Genomic DNA, 18,856 nt, shown 5'->3' with positions numbered 1-18,856 from the left:
CCTACGAAGAGGATTTGTTAAACAAAACAATAAACTATAATTATATGAGCTTGTTAAAACACATTAATGCGTCTTAACTATTTACACGGTAGTTAAATAGTAAAACGTTTTAGTAAATCAATATTAAGAATTAAAGCTATAAAAAAATTATACCTTATGTAATTTTAACGTTACATAAGATTGGGCTATTGAACAGCTCGATATTTTCACCAATCAGCGATACATAAATTAAAAAAGGTGCTCTTCCGAGCACCTTTTTTAATTGTTATTGGTATCCTGGGTTTTGGGTTAAGTTGATGTTAAGTGTTCTTTGCACTTGAGGAATTGGGAATAAAGTTCTAAATGATTCAGAAGGAACATGATCCCACCATGTTGCAGTAGTAAATTTACCAAAACGAATTAGATCATCTCTTCTAAATCCTTCAAAAATAAACTCCCTTCCTCTTTCTGCTAAAAGTTCATCCATTGTCAGTGTTGTAGCGGTATATGGAACAAAATCTGAAGCTGCATATGCTCTTTTTTTACAATCATTTATTAGTGTTATTGCTTCAGGAGTAGCTAGTCCGCCGTTTTTACGCATTAAAGCTTCTGCTTTTGCAAAATAGATCCAAGTTAAACGATAAATATTCCAATCTGTGTTATTGTAATTAAGATCTATTGGAACATTTACACCATTAACAACACCAGCAACTTGATTACCTAATTTGTATTTATTGAATCTTACCCCACTGTTTTCTTCTCCTTCACTCATGTTGGAAACCGTTGAACCAGTTCTATTTTTTCTGATATTATCCACAAAAACAATTTGCTGCCCACTATATTCATTACCTCCTGTAGCTAAGGCTGGTTGTCCATTATCAAATCTAACCATAGGCCCTTCCAATAACCAACCTCTTTTCCTTAAATCAGTGTTGTCATATTTGGTAAATACACCAGGTACAACCACAACACCATCATTACCATTTCTGGCACCACCATAAATTGGCCCTTGTTGAAAGTGATAAAATTCACCCGTCCATGAAGGCTGGAAAGAAGCATTTCTAAATTCATAAGCGATAGAAAAAATTGCCTCTTTAGATAATTCGTTCGTAGATTTGAACTGATCAAAAATATTTGGATCAAGTTGCATTGCACCATTTTGTCCACCAGCAACACCACTAATTAATTTATCAGCTGCCGCGATACAGTCATCCCAACGAGCAGTTCCAGTCCATACCTCAGCATTTAAATACAATTCTACCAACATGGCATATCCACCTGCTTGGCTCATTCTACCTGTCATTTGTTTAGAATGTAATGGTGCTTTATCAATGTTATCTTTAATTTCTTTTTCTATAAAAGCGAAAACATCTTTTCTAGGTAAGGTTGCAGGTCTAGCCGGAATACCTACTTGTGTAACTACAGGAATATTACCAAAAAGATCCATTAATTTTAAGTAGTGAAAAGCTCTCAATAGCTTTAATTCTGAAATATAGGCATCTTTTTCTACTTGGGTAATACCCATTTTCGCAATGTCTCTTTTCTCTAAATTTTCTATTGGATCATTGCATAACCCCATACCCCAGAACATTAAAGACCATGCATTATTTAATGGCACATCATCTGACAACCAAGTGTGGTAATGAAGTCTTTTCCATTTCCCTCCATCTTCACCATGCCTGCCTTTTGTTGGCCAAGCCAATTGATCGGCAGAAAGTTCTGAAGGACGCCACCAGCCATCCTGACCAGAAGGTGTTATCCACGCATTTGCATGTGTATAAGGTCTCAGCACAGCTGATAAGACTTCATTTTTGTTATTGTAAAAATTATCAGTAATTAACTGATCATATACATTTTCGTCTAATTTAGTGCAACCATTCATTAAAATTATGGGTGTCGAAATTAAACATGCAAGAATTATTTTTTTATATCTTTTCATTTTCGTAATTATTAAAATCCAAAACTAACACCGAATAAAAACTGTCTTGTAGATGGGTAAGGACTTCTAGAATCTATACCTGGACCTAAACCAGTATCAGACACAAAATCAGGATCATTACCTGTATATCCCGTTATCGTTGCTAAATTTTGTCCTGTTACATATGCTCTTAAGTTTCTAATAGATTTTACACCTGTTTTAAAAGTATATCCAAGGGTAACCTCATCAATTTTCATAAAACTTCCACTCTCCACATAATAATCTGAATACATGTAGGTATCGTTTATTTCTGCGTATTTGGTATAAGCACTATTTAGTAAATTAAGGTTTGATACCCCAGTTTTATTCCCATAAGAAATAGCTGGTGTATTTAAAATATCATAATCTAATTTACTTCTTAAGAAAACTCTAAAATCAAATCCTTTAAAAGTAAATGAGTTAGTTAATGATAAATAATACTTTGGTATCGCATTTCCAATAACTGCTAGATCAGTTTGATCTCTGAAATCTGAAGTATTAATTTGGGCATTTGAAACTACATCGCCATTACGATTATAGAATGTCCATTTACCATCAGGTGTAAAACCAGCAAACCTTTTGCCCCAAAATTCACCCACCTTTCTGCCTTCGTAAGTACGAATGGCATCACCCAATGCACCAAAGCCTCCTATAGCGCCAAATTTCTTTAAATCTCTTTTATATTCATCATTTGAATAGCGATCTAGCACATTTCTCGTTGTACTTCCAGCAAAATCAATATTCCATGAGAATTTATCAGTTTTTACTGGCATATAACCTAAGGTAATTTCTATACCTTTTGCGGAAATAGTACCTACGTTAGTAATAATAGAACTAACAATAAATGGTGGCTGTGGCGAGGTATAGGTATCAATCAAATCTTTTATTGTTCTATTGTACAAATCGATCGATCCTGTTAATTTATTGTTTAAAATTGTAAAGTCTATTCCTAGATTCATTTCCTTTTTTCTTTCCCATCTTAAGTTTGGATTTGGATTTCTAGTTGGCCCATACGTTTGGAGATAACTTCCGGTTGGAAAAAGATATATTCCACCAGTACCTAATAGTACTAAAGATGAATAGTTTGCGAAACCTGAGTTACCTGTCTCTCCATAACCTAATCTAATTTTTAAGTTATTTACAAACTTTACATTTTTCATGAAATTTTCTTGTGTTACATTCCATCCCCCAGATACAGCTGGAAACGTGGCCCATTTATTATTTGCCCCAAATCTTGAAGAACCCTCACGACGAATACTTGCCTGTGCAAAAAAACGATCTCCAAAAGCATAACTTACCCTTGCAAAACCTGCGATTAAAGTATTGTCATTTTTATTACTGCCAATACCTGTAACGTTTAATCGTATAGGAGCCGCTGCTAAATTATTGTCTTCAAAAATATCGTTTAAATACCCTCTGTTGTTTGCATTAAAGCCCTCATTTACTTCATACCTATAAAAATAACCTGCAACTGCTGTTATTTTATGCTGGTTTCCAATAACTGTATTATACTCTAAGGTTGGCTCAACGTTAAAATTTTGCGATAAGCTGGTACTTCTAGATGCATATCCACCTCCTACTACTTCAGCAACATCAATTTCCACAGAGTTCTGACTCGCCCTATCTCTATATTCACTATTTAAATTATAATTTCGTTGATGAGCACCAAATACTGATGCTTTTAAACCTTTAAAAACCAAAAAATCAACTTTACCATCAATAGATGTTGTCTGTTGTTGTCTTCTATTCTTTTCTTGCTCTAATCTTGCAATTTCATTGGTAATATTTCTTGTAAATTTAAATGTACCATCAGGATTATAGTAAGACTCGGTAGGGTTTCTTGTTAACACGGTTTCCCAACCACCACCACCTAATAAATTGGCATTGTTAAAGTTTGCAGCCACATTAAATTGTGCAGTTAATCTATTTTCAAATCCCGTTTGTGTTAAACTTAAGCGCAATCCATATTCTTTCCTAGCATTTTCTCTTGCAAAACCTTGAACATCTCTAAAATTTACACTCGCTCTGTAAAAAGAATTTTCACCACCTCCAGATACTGCAAAATTATGATTATGAGATAAGTTATCTTTATTGATCAATTCATCAAAATAATCAAAATCTCCTCCGTAATCTGTGCCTGAAACTTGACCGCTCGCAAGACGCTCACGATATTGTGCAGCAGTCATAAAATCTGGTCTTTTCACTAAAGTTTCCGTTCTTACAAATGAATTGTAATCGAACTTAGAAGGTCCACGTTTACCTTTCTTAGTAGTAACGATAATTACCCCAGCATTAGCTCTTGTTCCATAAATTGCAGCGGCCGAACCATCTTTTAAAACACTAAATGATTCGATATCGTCTTGCTGTAATAAATCTAAATTTCCACCCGGTATTCCATCAATAATAATTAATGGTTCAGCAGCACCTGCTAAGGTGGTTACACCTCTAAGTTGAATACCGACACCTGAGTTTGGATTGGTACCGCCTGTTCTGGTAATTTGCAAACCCGCTACTTTACCAATCAATAAATCTAATGGATTTCTTGAACCACTTTGTCTAAAATCTGCAGAGTCTACTTTAGTTATAGCAGAGGTGATTTCATTTCTTGTTTGTGTACCATAACCTACAACTACCACTTCGTTTAACTTAGTGGTGGCAGATTGTACCAGTTTAATGTTAAATGAAGTTTGAGTACCTACAGTTACATCTTGGGTTACAAATCCGATGTAAGAAAATCGCAATATATCATTTGCACCAACTGTTTCTATGCTAAACTTTCCATTAGCATCGGTAATTGCACTTTTACCATTAATAATGTTTTTTATACCAACACCAGGCACAGGTTGATTGTCATTATCAACAACAGTTCCGGTTACAATACTTAGCACTTGATTGTGCTGCCAAGGCATTTTGAGTTCGATGGATCTTGTGGATATAATGCTCCCTGAGTCCATTGAAAATGCAGGTCCACTGAACAATAAAATTGCAAAGAGTCCTTTAGTTTTAAGTAAATTAATTTTCATTAGCTGATTTTGTTTAATTATGATTAGTTATCTGAGATTCAGGAAAGCATACTGCGCTAAAGTTTTGGTTAGCGCTTGAGTTATAACCTTATTTTGATTTCCAAGTATCATGAAGGAGCTACGAATTAGCTGTTTTACAAAGCAGTAGATAAAGATTATTAAAGCAACAACAAATCCGCTTAAAGGAAACTTAATCTTAAAAACACCTTTTAATAACCTATCACAAGGCCAAAAATCAAATGCAATTACTCCAACTTGTTTCATACAAATATTTGGCTATACTAATAATAAAACGTTTTAGTTATACTGCTCAATAATGATAGTTCTTGAAACAAACCTTTTCTAATGATTATTAGAAATTTTATAGCATGTCTCTATTCACTGCAAAAATAACCGGCACAGTAAATCGTTTTAGTAAATCAATATTAATTAAAAAAAATCTGAATAAGCCGACACGTATGTAACAATTAAGTTGCATACATAATTCTTAACTTATACCCTATAACTAGTCACTGTAGAAGTTTTTATGCTAATTGGCTGTTTACTTTCACAATAGGAAAGCTAATCTCCTTGCTAATTAGTGTTCTCTTTTCACTATTGCATGAAAGAAAATAATTGAAATGCTATAAGGAAATAATTACCTCTAGAAATAAATTCACTTATTGCCAAATTAAAATTAATTTCTTAGAATTAATTTTGCAGGAATAATGATTTGTTGGTCAGGTAGTTTAGTCTTTGATGAAAGTTGATTCAAAATTAGTTTAATAATTGTTTCTGCAATTTCTTCTAACGGTTGCTGAATGGTTGATATACTTGGTGTATGTAGCTCAAATGCCTCGTGATCATCGTAACCAATAACGGCAAAATTTTCGTCTAATTTTTTGTCTATTTGTTTTAACACCTTTAATCCACTAATGGCAAGATAATTCGTCGCAAAAAGTACCGCATCCACATCTTTATTTTTAAAAAGTTGCTTCAGCTCTTTTGCGGTACTTTCCTCTTTCTGATTAAATGGTATTTTTAAAACAAGGTCTTCACTGTATGGCAAAGCATAATCGATAATTGCTTTTTTATAACCCTCATATCGCTCTACAATTTGCTGTACATCAATATCGGTAGTAACCAAAGCAATATTTCTCTTTCCTTGTTTAATGAAACTCTCTACAGCTTGGTAAGATGCAACAAAGTGATTTGCGCCTACGTAATTTGTATTTAATTCCGGCAAATTTCTATCGAACAAAATAACAGGCTTATTTTCATTTAATAAAATCTGAATATCCTCTTCTATTCCTTTAATAGGAGAAATAATATAAGCATCTACCTTTCTCGACTTAAAAAGGTTAATTAATTCTTGAGCCTTTTCTACATTATTTTCCGTACTTGAGTAAATAATTTTATACCCTTTTTTATAGGCTTTATCTTCTATCAGCCTTGCTATTCTTGAAAAGAATGAATTTGAAATATCTTCGATAATTAAACCAATAATATTCGAATTCCCTGTACGCAAACTACGGGCAATTTGGTTAGGCTTATAACCGCTATCAATAATGATCTGTTGAACTTTTTTTATCACAGCATCGCTAATAGATTTCTCTTTAGCTTTACCATTAATGATAAATGATACCGTTGTAATGGACACATTGGCTTTTAATGCAATGTCTTTTATGGAAAGCGCTTTCATATTTGGTTAAATTTCACAAATCTTTAATATCAATTTAATCAAATATAAACTATTACAGAATAAAGAAAGCTACATTGCATAAGGAAAATTACGAGATACTTTCCGCATCATTCTTTCTACCAAATCATCTGTAGAAGTTGTTATACCATCATCCATTGTTTTAAAGAAGCGCCAAAGTAAATCTCCAGTAGGTCCGTTATTTAAAGTTAGTGTTAAAGTCCCTGTCCCTGTTTTACCACCAAAACCACCAAACAAAACTGCCGATGCAATTGCTCCAGCTTCAGATTTAGTTTGTTCAGTTTCAAAATTCCCTCCGATAATTGCATCTACACCCAGTGCTTTAGCAACTTCATCTTTTGTAAATTCATCAAGTTTATCTAACATACCAGCTTTCTTAAGCAAGATATTAGTCTTATCAACATCCTGGAATTCTACTGTGTAATTTTTACCTTTTCTTAAAAGGAAAGTATACATACTAGATTGAATTGATTTTGACATTGTTTTTTCTTGATCTCTATTTGCTTCGACATTAAAATTTTTAGGCTGTTTTTTATACGTTATCTTGGTATTAAAAGGCAAAATAGCAACAAGCTTGTGGTTTGAAATTTCTGATTTTAATTTAGGGCTTTCAAATATCTGTTTTGAGCCTTCAAATTGTGCTTTTGCACTGTAACTAAAGATAATTACTAAGAGAGTTAATAAGATTTTTTTCATTTTTTGTTTGATTTTTGCTGCAATGATATTCATTCCAAACTAACTAAACAAACTAATGATTAATATTATTTTCATTTTTTGGATATACCGTTCAAATGGTATATTTATACAGCGTTTTTAAGAAAAATTAACAATCAATTTAGCTGTTCGCTCAGATGCGCCTGCAACTCCCATAATGGAAGCTAATTCCTCATAATCTTTCAGCATTCTTTCTCTTTCTGCACCATCAACTACCTGTGTTAAATTAGCAATAATTTTTTCAGTATTACAATCTTGTTGTATTAGCTCTTCTACCACTCTTCTGTTCATAATTAAATTTACCAAAGAAATAAATCTAATTTTAATAACCAACCTAGCAATGCCAACAGAAATTGCACCACCTCTATACAACACAACTTGTGGAATTTTGAATAATGCAGTTTCTAATGTGGCTGTGCCAGAGGCAACTAATGCCGCATGAGCATTTTGCAATAGATTATAGGTTTGTGAGAAAACCAATTTCACTTTTTTATCCCCAATGTATTTGTGGTAATAACTTTCATTAAAATTTGGTGCTGCTGCAATTACAAATTGATAATTTGGAAATTGTTCTGTTATACTTAACATATCCGGAAGCAACCTTTCTATCTCTTGTTTACGGCTTCCGGGTAATAACGCTATAATTTTTTGAGTTGTTAAGCCTTGATTTTTCCTAAAATCCACATCTGGATTAAACTGAGCTATCTCATCTAGTAATGGATTTCCTACATAATGGATATCCATTCCCCATTTTTTATAAAAATCTACTTCAAATGGCAGAATAGAAAACATTTGGTCAATGTCTCTTTTAATCTTTAATACTCTTTTTTGATTCCAGGCCCAAACTTTTGGAGAAATATAATAACAAACTTTAATGCCTTGCTTCTTCGCAAACTCTGCTATTTTTAAGTTAAAACCTGGAAAATCTATTAAGATCAAAACATCTGGTTGATAAGCTAAAATATCCGCCTTACAAGATTTCATGTTTTTCAAAATAGTAGGCAAATTCATTACTACTTCAGTAAAACCCATAAATGCCATATCGGCATAATGCTTAACTAGTTTGCCACCCTCATGTTGCATTTTATCGCCACCAAAATACCTGAAATCTGTATTTGGATCCTCAATTTTTAATGCTTTCATTAAATTTGCACCATGTAAATCTCCAGATGCTTCTCCTGCGACTAAATAATATTTCATTTTTGAGTATCAAGTATTTATATCGAGCACCAAGATTTTAAGGTCTTTAACTGTACTCCTTTAACCTTAAAAAACTTTGTAAAAGAAAAAGGCAAATGCCCATAAAAAAGTGATGCTAATGATTCCTCGGGCAATATTATCCTTATTTTGTTTAAAAAAATAATTCATTAATAAGGCATTTAACGCAATACAAGCTATTAAAAGTAAATCAGCTTTTTTTAAGACTGTAATTTTTTGCATTAGAAACCAAACTACAAGGCCTGGAACAACTGGGACGATAAATCCTATTAAAATACCATTCCAAACGTTATTTTTTATTTCAGCAGCTTTCATTATTAACCTAAGTTACCTCCATCAGGGCCTGCAGTTTTCTGAATTGTAGATTTTGAAGCTTTTGTATCATCAAAACTCCAACTATTTAAAATCGGAATTGCGTGATGAGCTGTTAAATCAAACTGTACAGGAACTACTGATACAAATCCATGATCTAAAGCCCAAACATCAGTATCTTCTCCTTTATCATAATTTTCAAAAACACCTGTTAACCAGTAATAAGGGCGCTTATATGGATCGGTTCTTTTATCAAATTCCTCTGCCCATTTGGCATTTGCTTGCCTGCAAATTTTAATCCCTTTTAAATCACCTCCTTTTGGGAAGTTTACATTTAACAATGTAGATTCTGGTAAACCATTTTCTAAAACTTGCAATGAAATTGTCTTTATAAATTTTTTACAATGACTAAAATCTGCATCTTGTGCAAAATCATCAAGAGAGAAACCTATGGATGGAATTTTTTCAATTGCTCCTTCAACCGCAGCTGACATGGTTCCGGAATAAATAACATTGATAGAATTGTTTAATCCGTGGTTAATCCCTGAAACACATAAATCAGGCTTCTTCCCTTTAAAAACTATATTAACAGCAAGTTTAACACAATCTACCGGAGTCCCAGAACATTTGTACATTTCAACATCTGGGTATAAATCTACTTTATCAAAACGAAGTGGTTTTCCTATCGTAATTGCATGCCCCATTCCAGATTGCGGACCATCTGGTGCAACAACAACAACATGTCCGATTTCTTGCATTACTTCTATTAAGCTTTTAATGCCGGGAGCTGTAATTCCATCATCGTTAACAACTAAAATTGTGGGTTTCTTAGTGTCCTTATTCATGCTGGTAAAAATACGAGAATTATTGAAAGCTAAACGGATATATTTTCATCCATTTCTAGGAAAATTGTATGCTATCCACTTATATTTACAGTATAACTTATTATTAATGAAATCATCATAGACAAAATCATCGCCTATGATCTTTATCTAACTTAATTTAAATAAACGAATGAAAAACAAATTACTATTATTTGTCTGTTTATTATTAACAGGCTCAACTTTAATGGCTCAATCCACTTACCAATGGAAAACAGCCACATCTGGAGGTTATACTTACAAATATGTAACTAATGACCCATCTAAATCTCGTTTTTACACACTTAAAAATGGATTAACAGTAATTTTATCCCCTAACAATAAGGAACCAAACATCGAGTTCCGTATGGCCGTTAGAGCTGGTAGTAATACAGACCCAAGAAGTGCAACAGGCTTAGCGCATTATTTAGAACATGTTCTATTTAAAGGAACTGATAAATATGGAACCGATAACTGGGAAAAAGAAAAACCACTTTTAGATAAAATTGATGCACTTTATGAAAAGTACAACAAAACAACAGACCCAGCTCAACGCAAAGAAATTTATAAAGAAATAGATAAAACTTCTGGTGAAGCTTCAAACTTCTCTATTGCTAATGAGTATGATAAATTGATGACTGGCATTGGTGGCAGCTCTTCAAATGCACATACTTGGTATGAAGAAACTGTTTACAATGAAGATTTCCCTTCTAATTCAGTAGACAAATTTTTAGCTATTCAGGGCGAGCGTTTCCGCAAACCAATTTTCCGTATCTTTCATACTGAGCTAGAAGCAGTATACGAAGAAAAAAATAGAAGTTTAGATAGCGATCCCAATAAACTAGATGAGGCAATGATGGAATTATTGTTCCCAACTCATAACTACGGGCAACAAACTACTATCGGAACTATCGAACATTTAAAAAATCCGTCTTTAGTAGAAATTAGAAATTACTACAACAAATATTATGTACCAAATAACATGGCGGCAATTTTCACAGGAGATTTTAATCCTGATGAAATGATCAAAAAGATTGATAAGACCTTCAGTTACATGGTTGCAAAACCAGTTACTTTGTATAATCCTGCACCAGAAAAACCACTTACTAAAATACAACAAGTTGAGGTGTTTGGTCCAAGTGCAGAAATGGTTGAGATTTATTACCGTGGTTTCCCTGAAAACTCACAGTCAAGCTTAATGTTAAATTTAATTCGTAGCATTTTAATGAATGGAAAAGCCGGATTAATAGACATTAACCTTAATAAGCAACAAAAAACATTAAGATCAAGTGCTGGTTATCAGCAAATGAAAGACTATGGAGTGTTTAATCTATCTGCGTCTCCAAGAAGTGGACAAACTTTAGAAGAAGCTTCGAAATTGCTTTTAGGCCAAATAGAACTACTTAAAAAAGGCGAATTTGATGAGAAACTTTTGAAAGCAATTGTTGCCAACCAAAAACTTGGTTTCTTACAAGCGTTTGATAGCAATAATAATAGAGCAGAAAACCTATCTACCGAATTTGTTTTAAATAGAGGTACAAAATGGGATAAAAGTTTAGGTGATATAGAAGCAACAGCCAAAATTACTAAAGCTCAAGTTGTTGCTTTTGCCAATACATTTTTTAAAGACAATTATGTAATCGGCTACAAACGCAAGGGTGTTGATAAAAACACTGTTAAAGTAGAAAAACCAACAATAACCCCAATTAATGCAAATGCAGGTTTAACTTCTCCATTTGTAAAAAATACTTTAGCAATGCCAGTTAAAGCTATTGCCCCTAAATTTATCGATTATAAAAAAGATATCGTTTTTGGCAAAGCAGGAATTGCAGAGGTTTTAACCACAAAAAATGTAGATAATTCTATTTTTAGAATGAGTTATAGAATTAACATTGGTTCAAATAACTACAAATTGTTACCTTATGCTTCTACTTATCTTACTTTCTTAGGAACTGATAAATATACTGCTGAAGAATTGAGTAAGGCATTTTATGACATTGCCTGCACTTACAACTTAAGTGTTGGTACTGAAGTAACTACCATTAACATTAGTGGTTTACAAGAAAACTTTGATAAAGCAGTAAGTTTAGTTGAACATATTTTAGCGAATGTAAAACCTGATGAAAAAGCATTAAGCGATTTAAAAGGGACCATCTTAAAAAGTCGTGAGAACAATAAATTGAACAAGGGTCAAATTATGAGTGGATTAACATCATATGCCCAATATGGTAGTGTAAATCCATTTAATAATGTATTGAGTAATGACGATGTTAAAAACATAAAATCCGAAGATCTGATCTCTCTTATCCGAAATTTAACTAATTACGAACATGTAATTACTTATTATGGACCAAAAGACTTGGCAACATTTACTGCTGAAGTGAAAAAAGTGCACCTTATGCCAAAAGAATTTACTGAGGCTGCACCTGCTAAAGTTTACACTTACACTACTCAAGATGCAAACAAAGTGTATTTCGCTAATTATGATATGGTACAATCAGAAATTCGTTGGTTAAGAAACACAGGCTTATACAATAAAACTGATGCTGCAAATATTCAAGTATTTAACAGCTATTTTGGTGGTGGTATGGGTTCAATTGTTTTCCAAACCATTAGAGAATCAAAAGCTTTGGCATACTCAACTTTTGCACAATATGTTTCACCAGACAAAGCAGACAAACAATACAGTATGATTGCTTATGTTGGTAGTCAGGCTGATAAAATGACTGATGCTGTGAATGGAATGAATGAATTGTTAAATGTTCTACCACAAAGTGATAAATCTTTTGATGGAGCAAAAAGCAATGTTTTGAATAGCTTAGAAACTACTCGTGTAACCAAAGACCTTGTTTTTGCTTATTATTTTGCAGACAAAAAATTAGGGTACGATTATGATTCTAGAATTGATTTGTACAAAGAATTAAAGCCTATTACTTTTACGAGCATCAAGGATTTCCATACTCAAAAAGTAGCTAATAAACCTTATACTTATTTAATTGTTGCTTCAGACAAAAAGGTTAAAATGGAAGACATGCAGAAATTCGGTACTGTTACTACCTTAACTTTAGAACAATTGTTCGGATACTAGAAGATTATAGATTAAGGCCAAAAGAACAAAGATTATTTCAATCTAAGCGGTTTTCAGAAATGAAAGCCGCTTTTTTTTAATGTCAGTTTTGCAAATGCAAGAAGTAAATTCAGCTCAAGCTAAATGCTTTTTGATATTCCATCTTAATCATTTACTTTTAGTTATGCGTTTTATACTGTATTGTCTATTTTTTCTTCTCGGTACTAACTCAGCTATTTCACAAGACCTTATTGCTCAAAAAATGCATTGGCTAAGCAAGGTGAAACCCACTACCAATCTATTTGTTCACTTTGATAAAAATGTATACGCTAATAATGAAACTGTTTATTTTACAGGGTATTTAATTACACCTGCTGCAAATCCTATATACAAACACACTGTAATGGCTGTTGCATTTATAAGAGATGCTGACAGCACTATTGTTTTAGAGGATAAATTTATAATGCAGAATGGACTATCATTTGGTAGCATTACCTTACCAGATTCCATTTTAACTGGAAATTATCATTTTTTAGTTTATACAGATAGACTAACAAATGGAGTTCCTGATGCTGTTTTTAATCAACCTATAACTTTAAAAACAAATATAGATCCTGCCTTTAAAGCGAGTATGAAATTGGCAGAGCCAACAACTGCCGAAAACAAAAATCACAATGTATTGGTATCTGTAACTTCGAAAGACAATAGGTTTCTGCCTAAACCCACAACGATCAGCTATCAATATGGCAATATTAAAAAATCAGCTAATACAGATATATCTGGTCAATTGTTGATTACATTACCCAAGCATAATCAACTAACTGACCCCAATTTATATTTGAAATTAAAATACGAGAAGGATAGCAGTTTTATTAGCATGGCTCTACCACAAGCTAAAAGTAAAGCAGCTGTTAAGTTTTATCCAGAGGGAGGCAGCTTAATTAATGGGCTTATTTCAACCATAGGATGGGAAGTAAAAGACCAGCAAAAACGACCTGTTGCCTTAACTGCATTTCTTTACAAAAACAACGTGATTATAGATACTATAGAAACAAGTAGCTACGGCATTGGCAAATTTAAACTAGCCCCCCATATGGGTGCTGATTACACTGTTAAACTTATTCATGATGGTTTAGCAGATAGTATTTATCATTTACCTAAAGCTATTGAGAAAGGATTAACATTATCAATTGCACAAAGCTTAGTAAAAGACACAATTCGTATACACTTAAAAACAAACCTAACTCATCACCTATCTATTCGCCTACATAATTTTAGGGAAACTTTTCTAAATATCCCATTTGATATGGGTAACAATACAATAGCTGTAAAAATTCCCTTAACAGAAGTACCAAAAGGACTAACTACAATTACTGTTTCTGACAGCTTAGACAGACCTTTAGCAGAGCGGATTTTCTATGCACATTATGACAACGCTGATAAAGTGGTTCTTGAAACAGATAATCAAACCTATATGCAGCGAGAAAAAGTTAATTTGAAGATAAAACTGGATAGTACCCAAATCCAGGGAATTGTTTCTATTGCTGTTGTACAAGATAATAGATTAGAAGTACAAAAAGTAAATGATATAGAAAGTTATACTTATTTAAAAAATGAATTAAGTTTATTGCCAATCCACATCAAAGGATTACCCTATAAAGACAAGAACTATTTAGAACAAGTTTTACTAATTAAAGGATGGCGGAGATATACTTGGCAAGATTTTCAAAATTTAAAAGTCAGCGATACACTAACTGTAACAGATAGTTTAAAGCTTACCGGATTAGTTACAAAAGCTAAAAAAGAATTGACTGCTCCAATTGTATTGGGCACTTATGGGAGCGAAAGTATATCACTAATTAATACAAATAACAAAGGCTTTTTTACCTTAAAAAATGAAGATTTGCTTACTCCTCCTGGTAAAAAATTATACCTGTTTACAAATGGAGGAAAAATGATGACTCATGTTATCGAAGTTAACAACTTGTATCATAAAACAAGCCTAAATCTTACTAAAACAACAGTTAAGGAAAGCCCAATTTTACCATCTAACTTACAGAACAATGCTGAGCTAGTTCTAAAAAGTAATGAAAAATTAATCCGTTTAAAGGAAGTAGTAATCAATAACAAAAATGACAATGGCTTTAATTTTTTAAGAGGTGCCAATGCCTGCGGTGATTATGTTTGTGTCTATAATATTTTAAATTGTAGAAATCATGTTGGAGATTTTGGAAATAAACAACCCGTCGCAGGTCGAAGTTATCTTACAAATGGAATAATGACAACCTATCAAGTCTGCAATACAAAAGATCTAAATGGTCTTTATTTAATAGATGGCATCCATACGCCAAAAGAATTTTACATGAGCGACTACAAAGAACCATTAGAACCTGCTTTTTTCTCAACCATCTATTGGAATTATGGAAGCGTTTTAACAGCGGGTAAACCAACTGAAATCAGTTTTTATACAAGTGACATTACCGGAAAATTTAGAGTTATTGTACAAGGAATTACAAATAAAGATGTAGTGTATGCTGAACGATTTTTTGAGGTAAAGCCAAAAGAGAACCAATAAAAAAAGCGGCTACTTAATAATGCAACCGCTTTCATTTTATAGATTTAAATTCTATAAAGAATTAATCCATTTAACTAATTCTTCTCTTCCTTTTCCTGTTTTTTGTTGAAGCTTGCCCAACAATTCATCATCCTTACCCTCTTCGTGCTTTAGATCATCCTCGGTTAAATCGCCATAAGCTTGTTTAACTTTACCTTTAATCTCATTCCATTTACCTTGCCATTCTAACTTATCCATCTTTAAATTTTTTTGGTTTAACATCAGTTGATTGCTAAACTAACAATTGGATAAGATTATTGTTTTTTGAATTCTAATTTCATCCTCCCAAGGGCAGATCAAAGTGTTTTAGAACTTTCTATAATTTCATTTACCACATTTGGATCTAACAAGGTTGAAATGTCACCTAAGTTACCAGTATCACCTTCTGCAACTTTACGTAGAATGCGGCGCATAATTTTCCCAGACCTTGTTTTTGGTAGGCCAGATACAAATAAAATTTTATCTGGCTTAGCAATTGCACCAATTACCCTTGTAACTGTTTGTAGAATATCTTTTCGCGTTAAATCTGCATCCTTATTTAAGTTTGGATAGATTACAAAAGCAAAAATACCCTGTCCTTTCACATCATGTGGATAACCTACTACAGCACTTTCTATTACGCCTGCATGCATATTTATTGCATTTTCTACTTCGGCGGTACCTATTCTATGCCCAGAAACATTTATTACATCATCTACCCTACCTGTAATTCTATAGTAGCCATCTTCATCTCTAAGACAGCCATCACCAGTAAAATACAAGTTTTCATAAGTAGAAAAATAGGTCAATTTACAACGCTCATGATCTCCATACGTAGTTCGTAACATTCCTGGCCATGGAAACTTGATACAAAGATTTCCATTTACGCCATTGCCTTCAATCTCTTTTCCATTTTCATCAACTAAAATTGGCTGTATACCGGGTAAAGGTAAAGTTGCGAAACTTGGTTTTGTTGGTGTTACATAAGCAATTGGAGAAATCATTATTCCACCAGTTTCGGTTTGCCACCAAGTGTCTACAATCGGACTTTTCTTTTTACCTATTTCTTCATCAAACCAGTGCCATGCCTCTTCGTTAATTGGTTCTCCAACAGAACCTAAAACACGTAAACTACTTAAATCTATTCCATTTAAAGGCTCCGTTCCAAAACCCATTAAAGACCTTATAGCTGTTGGTGCTGTATATAAGATATTTACCTTATGTTTTTCAATTACCTGCCAAAATCTAGATGCTGTAGGAAAGGTTGGTATTCCTTCAAACATTACAGTAGTTGCTCCCTGGGAGAGTGGTCCATAAACTATATAAGAGTGACCAGTAATCCAACCAATATCAGCTGTACAAAAAAACACTTCATTTGGTTGATAATTAAACACATTAGAAAAGGTATATCCAGTATAAACCATATAACCCGCACAAGTGTGAACAACGCCTTTAGGCTTACCTGTTGAGCCAGAAGTATATAAAATGAATAACAAATCTTCCGCATCCATTTCTTCCGCTGGACAGTTGGCATCTACCATTTTAACCTCATCTTCCCACCAACAATCTCTACCTTTTAACATAGAAACTGGAGTACGAGTATGTGTTAGCACAATTACTTTTTCTATTGTAGGGCAACCAATTAAAGCATCATCAATTACCTCTTTAAGTTGAATTTGCTTGTTGCCACGAAAAGCCCCATCAGCAGTAATAACCAACTTACAAGAAGCATCATTAATTCTATCGGCAATAGATTTTGCAGAAAATCCACCAAAAACAACAGAGTGTACAGCGCCAATTCTAGCACAAGCTAATACTGCAATTGCCAATTCTGGCACCATTGGCATATATATACAAATTCTATCTCCTTTTTTTGCACCATTTTTCTTTAGCACATTTGCAAATCGGCAAACACGTTCGTGTAAAATTTTATAGGTTAAAGTAATGCTGTCTTTTTCTGGATCATTTGGCTCCCAAATAATGGCAGGCCTATCACCATGTTCTATTAAATGCCTGTCTAAACAATTATCAGTAATGTTTAATTTTGCTCCTTCAAACCACTTAATATTTGGTTCAGAAAAATTCCAAGACAATACATTATCCCATTTCTTTTTCCATAAAAAATTTTCCGCTATGCCAGCCCAAAATTTCTCTGGTTCATTTACACTTTGTTTATAGGTTTCTTGATATTGCTCAAAAGAGGTGATCTGCATGATTATAATATTTACATTTTGGTTCGTCCAAATATACTGTTTAAACCAAAAGTTCAAAAAAGACAGTACGATAAATAAATCATTGTATATTTGGTATAGCAAATTTTAAGCTAATATACCAATGAAGAAATCCTTATTAATAGTTATTATTCTTTCGTTTTTTGGACTAATTGCATCTGCAAAAAGCAATTATAAATCGCCGACATTAAACCTTGACACGCTTAAAAAAGGGAAAAACTATAACCTATTTAGCAAATCTTCAAATATAGCGAGTGTTAGCTTTAGCAAAAGCAAGAAGTCAAAAGAAAACCTAGTTTATATTCGTTTTGGCTTTCCAACACCAATTCCAACCTCGAATGCGATAAATGGCACAGTGCTACAAGGTAATAGAAGATACACTGAAGATGGTTCAGTTCCTGTATTCGACAAAATTGATATCATTAAAGGGAAATATTTAGATGTTAAATTAAGCAAAGACACCAATATGAGAAATTTATTTACGCTATCGGGTCTTGAATTTCCATTGCATTTAAAGCTCTACAGCGGAAAAGAAAGTGTTGATTTAGAAGTAAATGAAGCAGGAGAATGGAATATTGGAATAGAATTAAAAAATAATTAGCATCTCACTTGATGTTTACAAAAATAATTCTGATATTTGCACACTCTTAAAAAAATTAAGTAGCGAAATAATCAACATAATAATAAAGTCATGTCAAGAGTTTGTGATTTAACAGGAAAAATGGCGATGTCGGGATTTAATGTTTCTCACTCGAACGTTAAAACGAAGCGTAAATTTTACCCTAACCTACAACTTCAGAAATTTTATATTCCTGAAGAAGATCGTTGGATAACACTAAAAGTGTCTACTTCAGCAATCAAAACCATTAATAAAATTGGTATTTCTGAAGCGATTAGTCGTTTCATGAAAAAAGGATATTTGTAAAAACTTTTGCTGATTATCGGCATAAAAAAATAATAAAATGGCAAAAAAAGGTAATAGAGTACAAGTTATTCTAGAATGTACAGAACATAAAACTAGCGGTATGCCAGGTATGTCTAGATACATTTCTACAAAAAACCGTAAGAACACTACTGAGCGTTTAGAATTGAAAAAATTCAACCCAGTATTGAAAAAAGTAACCGTACACAAAGAAATTAAATAAGATTGAAGATTTAAAGGTAGAAAATCCAGTTTTCTATTCATCTATCATTAATCATTTA

14 protein-coding genes are annotated in these 18,856 nt (G+C 32.9%); 5 read left to right on the top strand and 9 right to left on the bottom strand.

What is annotated here, in order from left to right; genetic code table 11:
* Positions 1 to 265: 265 nt before the first annotated feature.
* The 7 genes from FA048_RS12480 to surE all read right to left on the bottom strand — a co-directional run bounded on the left by FA048_RS12480 (position 266) and on the right by surE (position 9,747).
* Positions 266 to 1,918, bottom strand: a complete 1,653-nt coding sequence (locus FA048_RS12480) for a RagB/SusD family nutrient uptake outer membrane protein (protein ID WP_136841480.1) — start codon at positions 1,916 to 1,918, stop codon at positions 266 to 268.
* An 11-nt stretch (positions 1,919 to 1,929) separates the two neighbouring features.
* Positions 1,930 to 4,959 (bottom strand): SusC/RagA family TonB-linked outer membrane protein, encoded by a 3,030-nt coding sequence (locus tag FA048_RS12475; RefSeq protein WP_136841477.1) that lies wholly within the window; start codon positions 4,957 to 4,959, stop codon positions 1,930 to 1,932.
* A 676-nt stretch (positions 4,960 to 5,635) separates the two neighbouring features.
* Positions 5,636 to 6,640, bottom strand: coding sequence for a LacI family DNA-binding transcriptional regulator (locus FA048_RS12470; protein ID WP_136841475.1), 1,005 nt, complete (start codon positions 6,638 to 6,640; stop codon positions 5,636 to 5,638).
* A gap of 69 nt (positions 6,641 to 6,709) precedes the next feature.
* The gene (locus tag FA048_RS12465) at positions 6,710 to 7,354 is read right to left on the bottom strand and encodes a hypothetical protein (protein WP_136841473.1); all 645 of its coding nucleotides are present in this window, start codon (positions 7,352 to 7,354) and stop codon (positions 6,710 to 6,712) included.
* Between the two features lie 117 nt (positions 7,355 to 7,471).
* Positions 7,472 to 8,572, bottom strand: coding sequence for a lipid-A-disaccharide synthase (gene lpxB, locus FA048_RS12460; RefSeq protein ID WP_136841471.1), 1,101 nt, complete (start codon positions 8,570 to 8,572; stop codon positions 7,472 to 7,474).
* A 66-nt stretch (positions 8,573 to 8,638) separates the two neighbouring features.
* Entirely contained in the window at positions 8,639 to 8,905 is a 267-nt protein-coding gene (locus tag FA048_RS12455) for a stationary phase survival protein SurE (RefSeq protein WP_136841469.1), read from the bottom strand.
* Between the two features lie 2 nt (positions 8,906 to 8,907).
* Positions 8,908 to 9,747, bottom strand: coding sequence for a 5'/3'-nucleotidase SurE (gene surE / locus FA048_RS12450; protein WP_136841467.1), 840 nt, complete (start codon positions 9,745 to 9,747; stop codon positions 8,908 to 8,910).
* A gap of 169 nt (positions 9,748 to 9,916) precedes the next feature.
* On the opposite strand from surE, the gene FA048_RS12445 reads away from it, so the two are divergent.
* The gene (locus tag FA048_RS12445) at positions 9,917 to 12,850 is read left to right on the top strand and encodes a M16 family metallopeptidase (protein WP_136841465.1); all 2,934 of its coding nucleotides are present in this window, start codon (positions 9,917 to 9,919) and stop codon (positions 12,848 to 12,850) included.
* 241 nt (positions 12,851 to 13,091) lie between these two features.
* Positions 13,092 to 15,404, top strand: coding sequence for a hypothetical protein (locus tag FA048_RS12440; protein WP_136841462.1), 2,313 nt, complete (start codon positions 13,092 to 13,094; stop codon positions 15,402 to 15,404).
* A 51-nt stretch (positions 15,405 to 15,455) separates the two neighbouring features.
* Here the strand turns inward: FA048_RS12440 and FA048_RS12435 are convergent, their stop codons facing one another.
* Both FA048_RS12435 and acs read right to left on the bottom strand, forming a co-directional pair.
* The gene (locus tag FA048_RS12435; RefSeq protein ID WP_136841460.1) at positions 15,456 to 15,641 is read right to left on the bottom strand and encodes a CsbD family protein; all 186 of its coding nucleotides are present in this window, start codon (positions 15,639 to 15,641) and stop codon (positions 15,456 to 15,458) included.
* 98 nt (positions 15,642 to 15,739) lie between these two features.
* A complete protein-coding gene (gene acs / locus FA048_RS12430) occupies positions 15,740 to 17,635 on the bottom strand; it encodes an acetate--CoA ligase (protein ID WP_136841458.1) in 1,896 nt (631 codons plus the stop codon).
* Positions 17,636 to 17,756: 121 nt separating this feature from the next.
* Between acs and FA048_RS12425 the strand changes: the two genes are divergently transcribed.
* The 3 genes from FA048_RS12425 to rpmG all read left to right on the top strand — a co-directional run bounded on the left by FA048_RS12425 (position 17,757) and on the right by rpmG (position 18,798).
* Positions 17,757 to 18,254, top strand: coding sequence for a hypothetical protein (locus FA048_RS12425; RefSeq protein ID WP_136841456.1), 498 nt, complete (start codon positions 17,757 to 17,759; stop codon positions 18,252 to 18,254).
* A 90-nt stretch (positions 18,255 to 18,344) separates the two neighbouring features.
* Complete coding sequence (gene rpmB, locus FA048_RS12420; protein WP_136841454.1) at positions 18,345 to 18,578, top strand: 50S ribosomal protein L28; 234 nt, start codon at positions 18,345 to 18,347, stop codon at positions 18,576 to 18,578.
* Positions 18,579 to 18,615: 37 nt separating this feature from the next.
* Entirely contained in the window at positions 18,616 to 18,798 is a 183-nt protein-coding gene (rpmG, locus tag FA048_RS12415; RefSeq protein ID WP_008242799.1) for a 50S ribosomal protein L33, read from the top strand.
* The last annotated feature ends 58 nt before the right edge of the window (positions 18,799 to 18,856 follow it).

Source organism: Pedobacter polaris (assembly GCF_005116505.1).
In the GTDB taxonomy this organism is placed as follows: Bacteria; Bacteroidota; Bacteroidia; order Sphingobacteriales; family Sphingobacteriaceae; genus Pedobacter; species Pedobacter polaris.
This window is presented reverse-complemented; position numbering and strand designations above follow the sequence as displayed.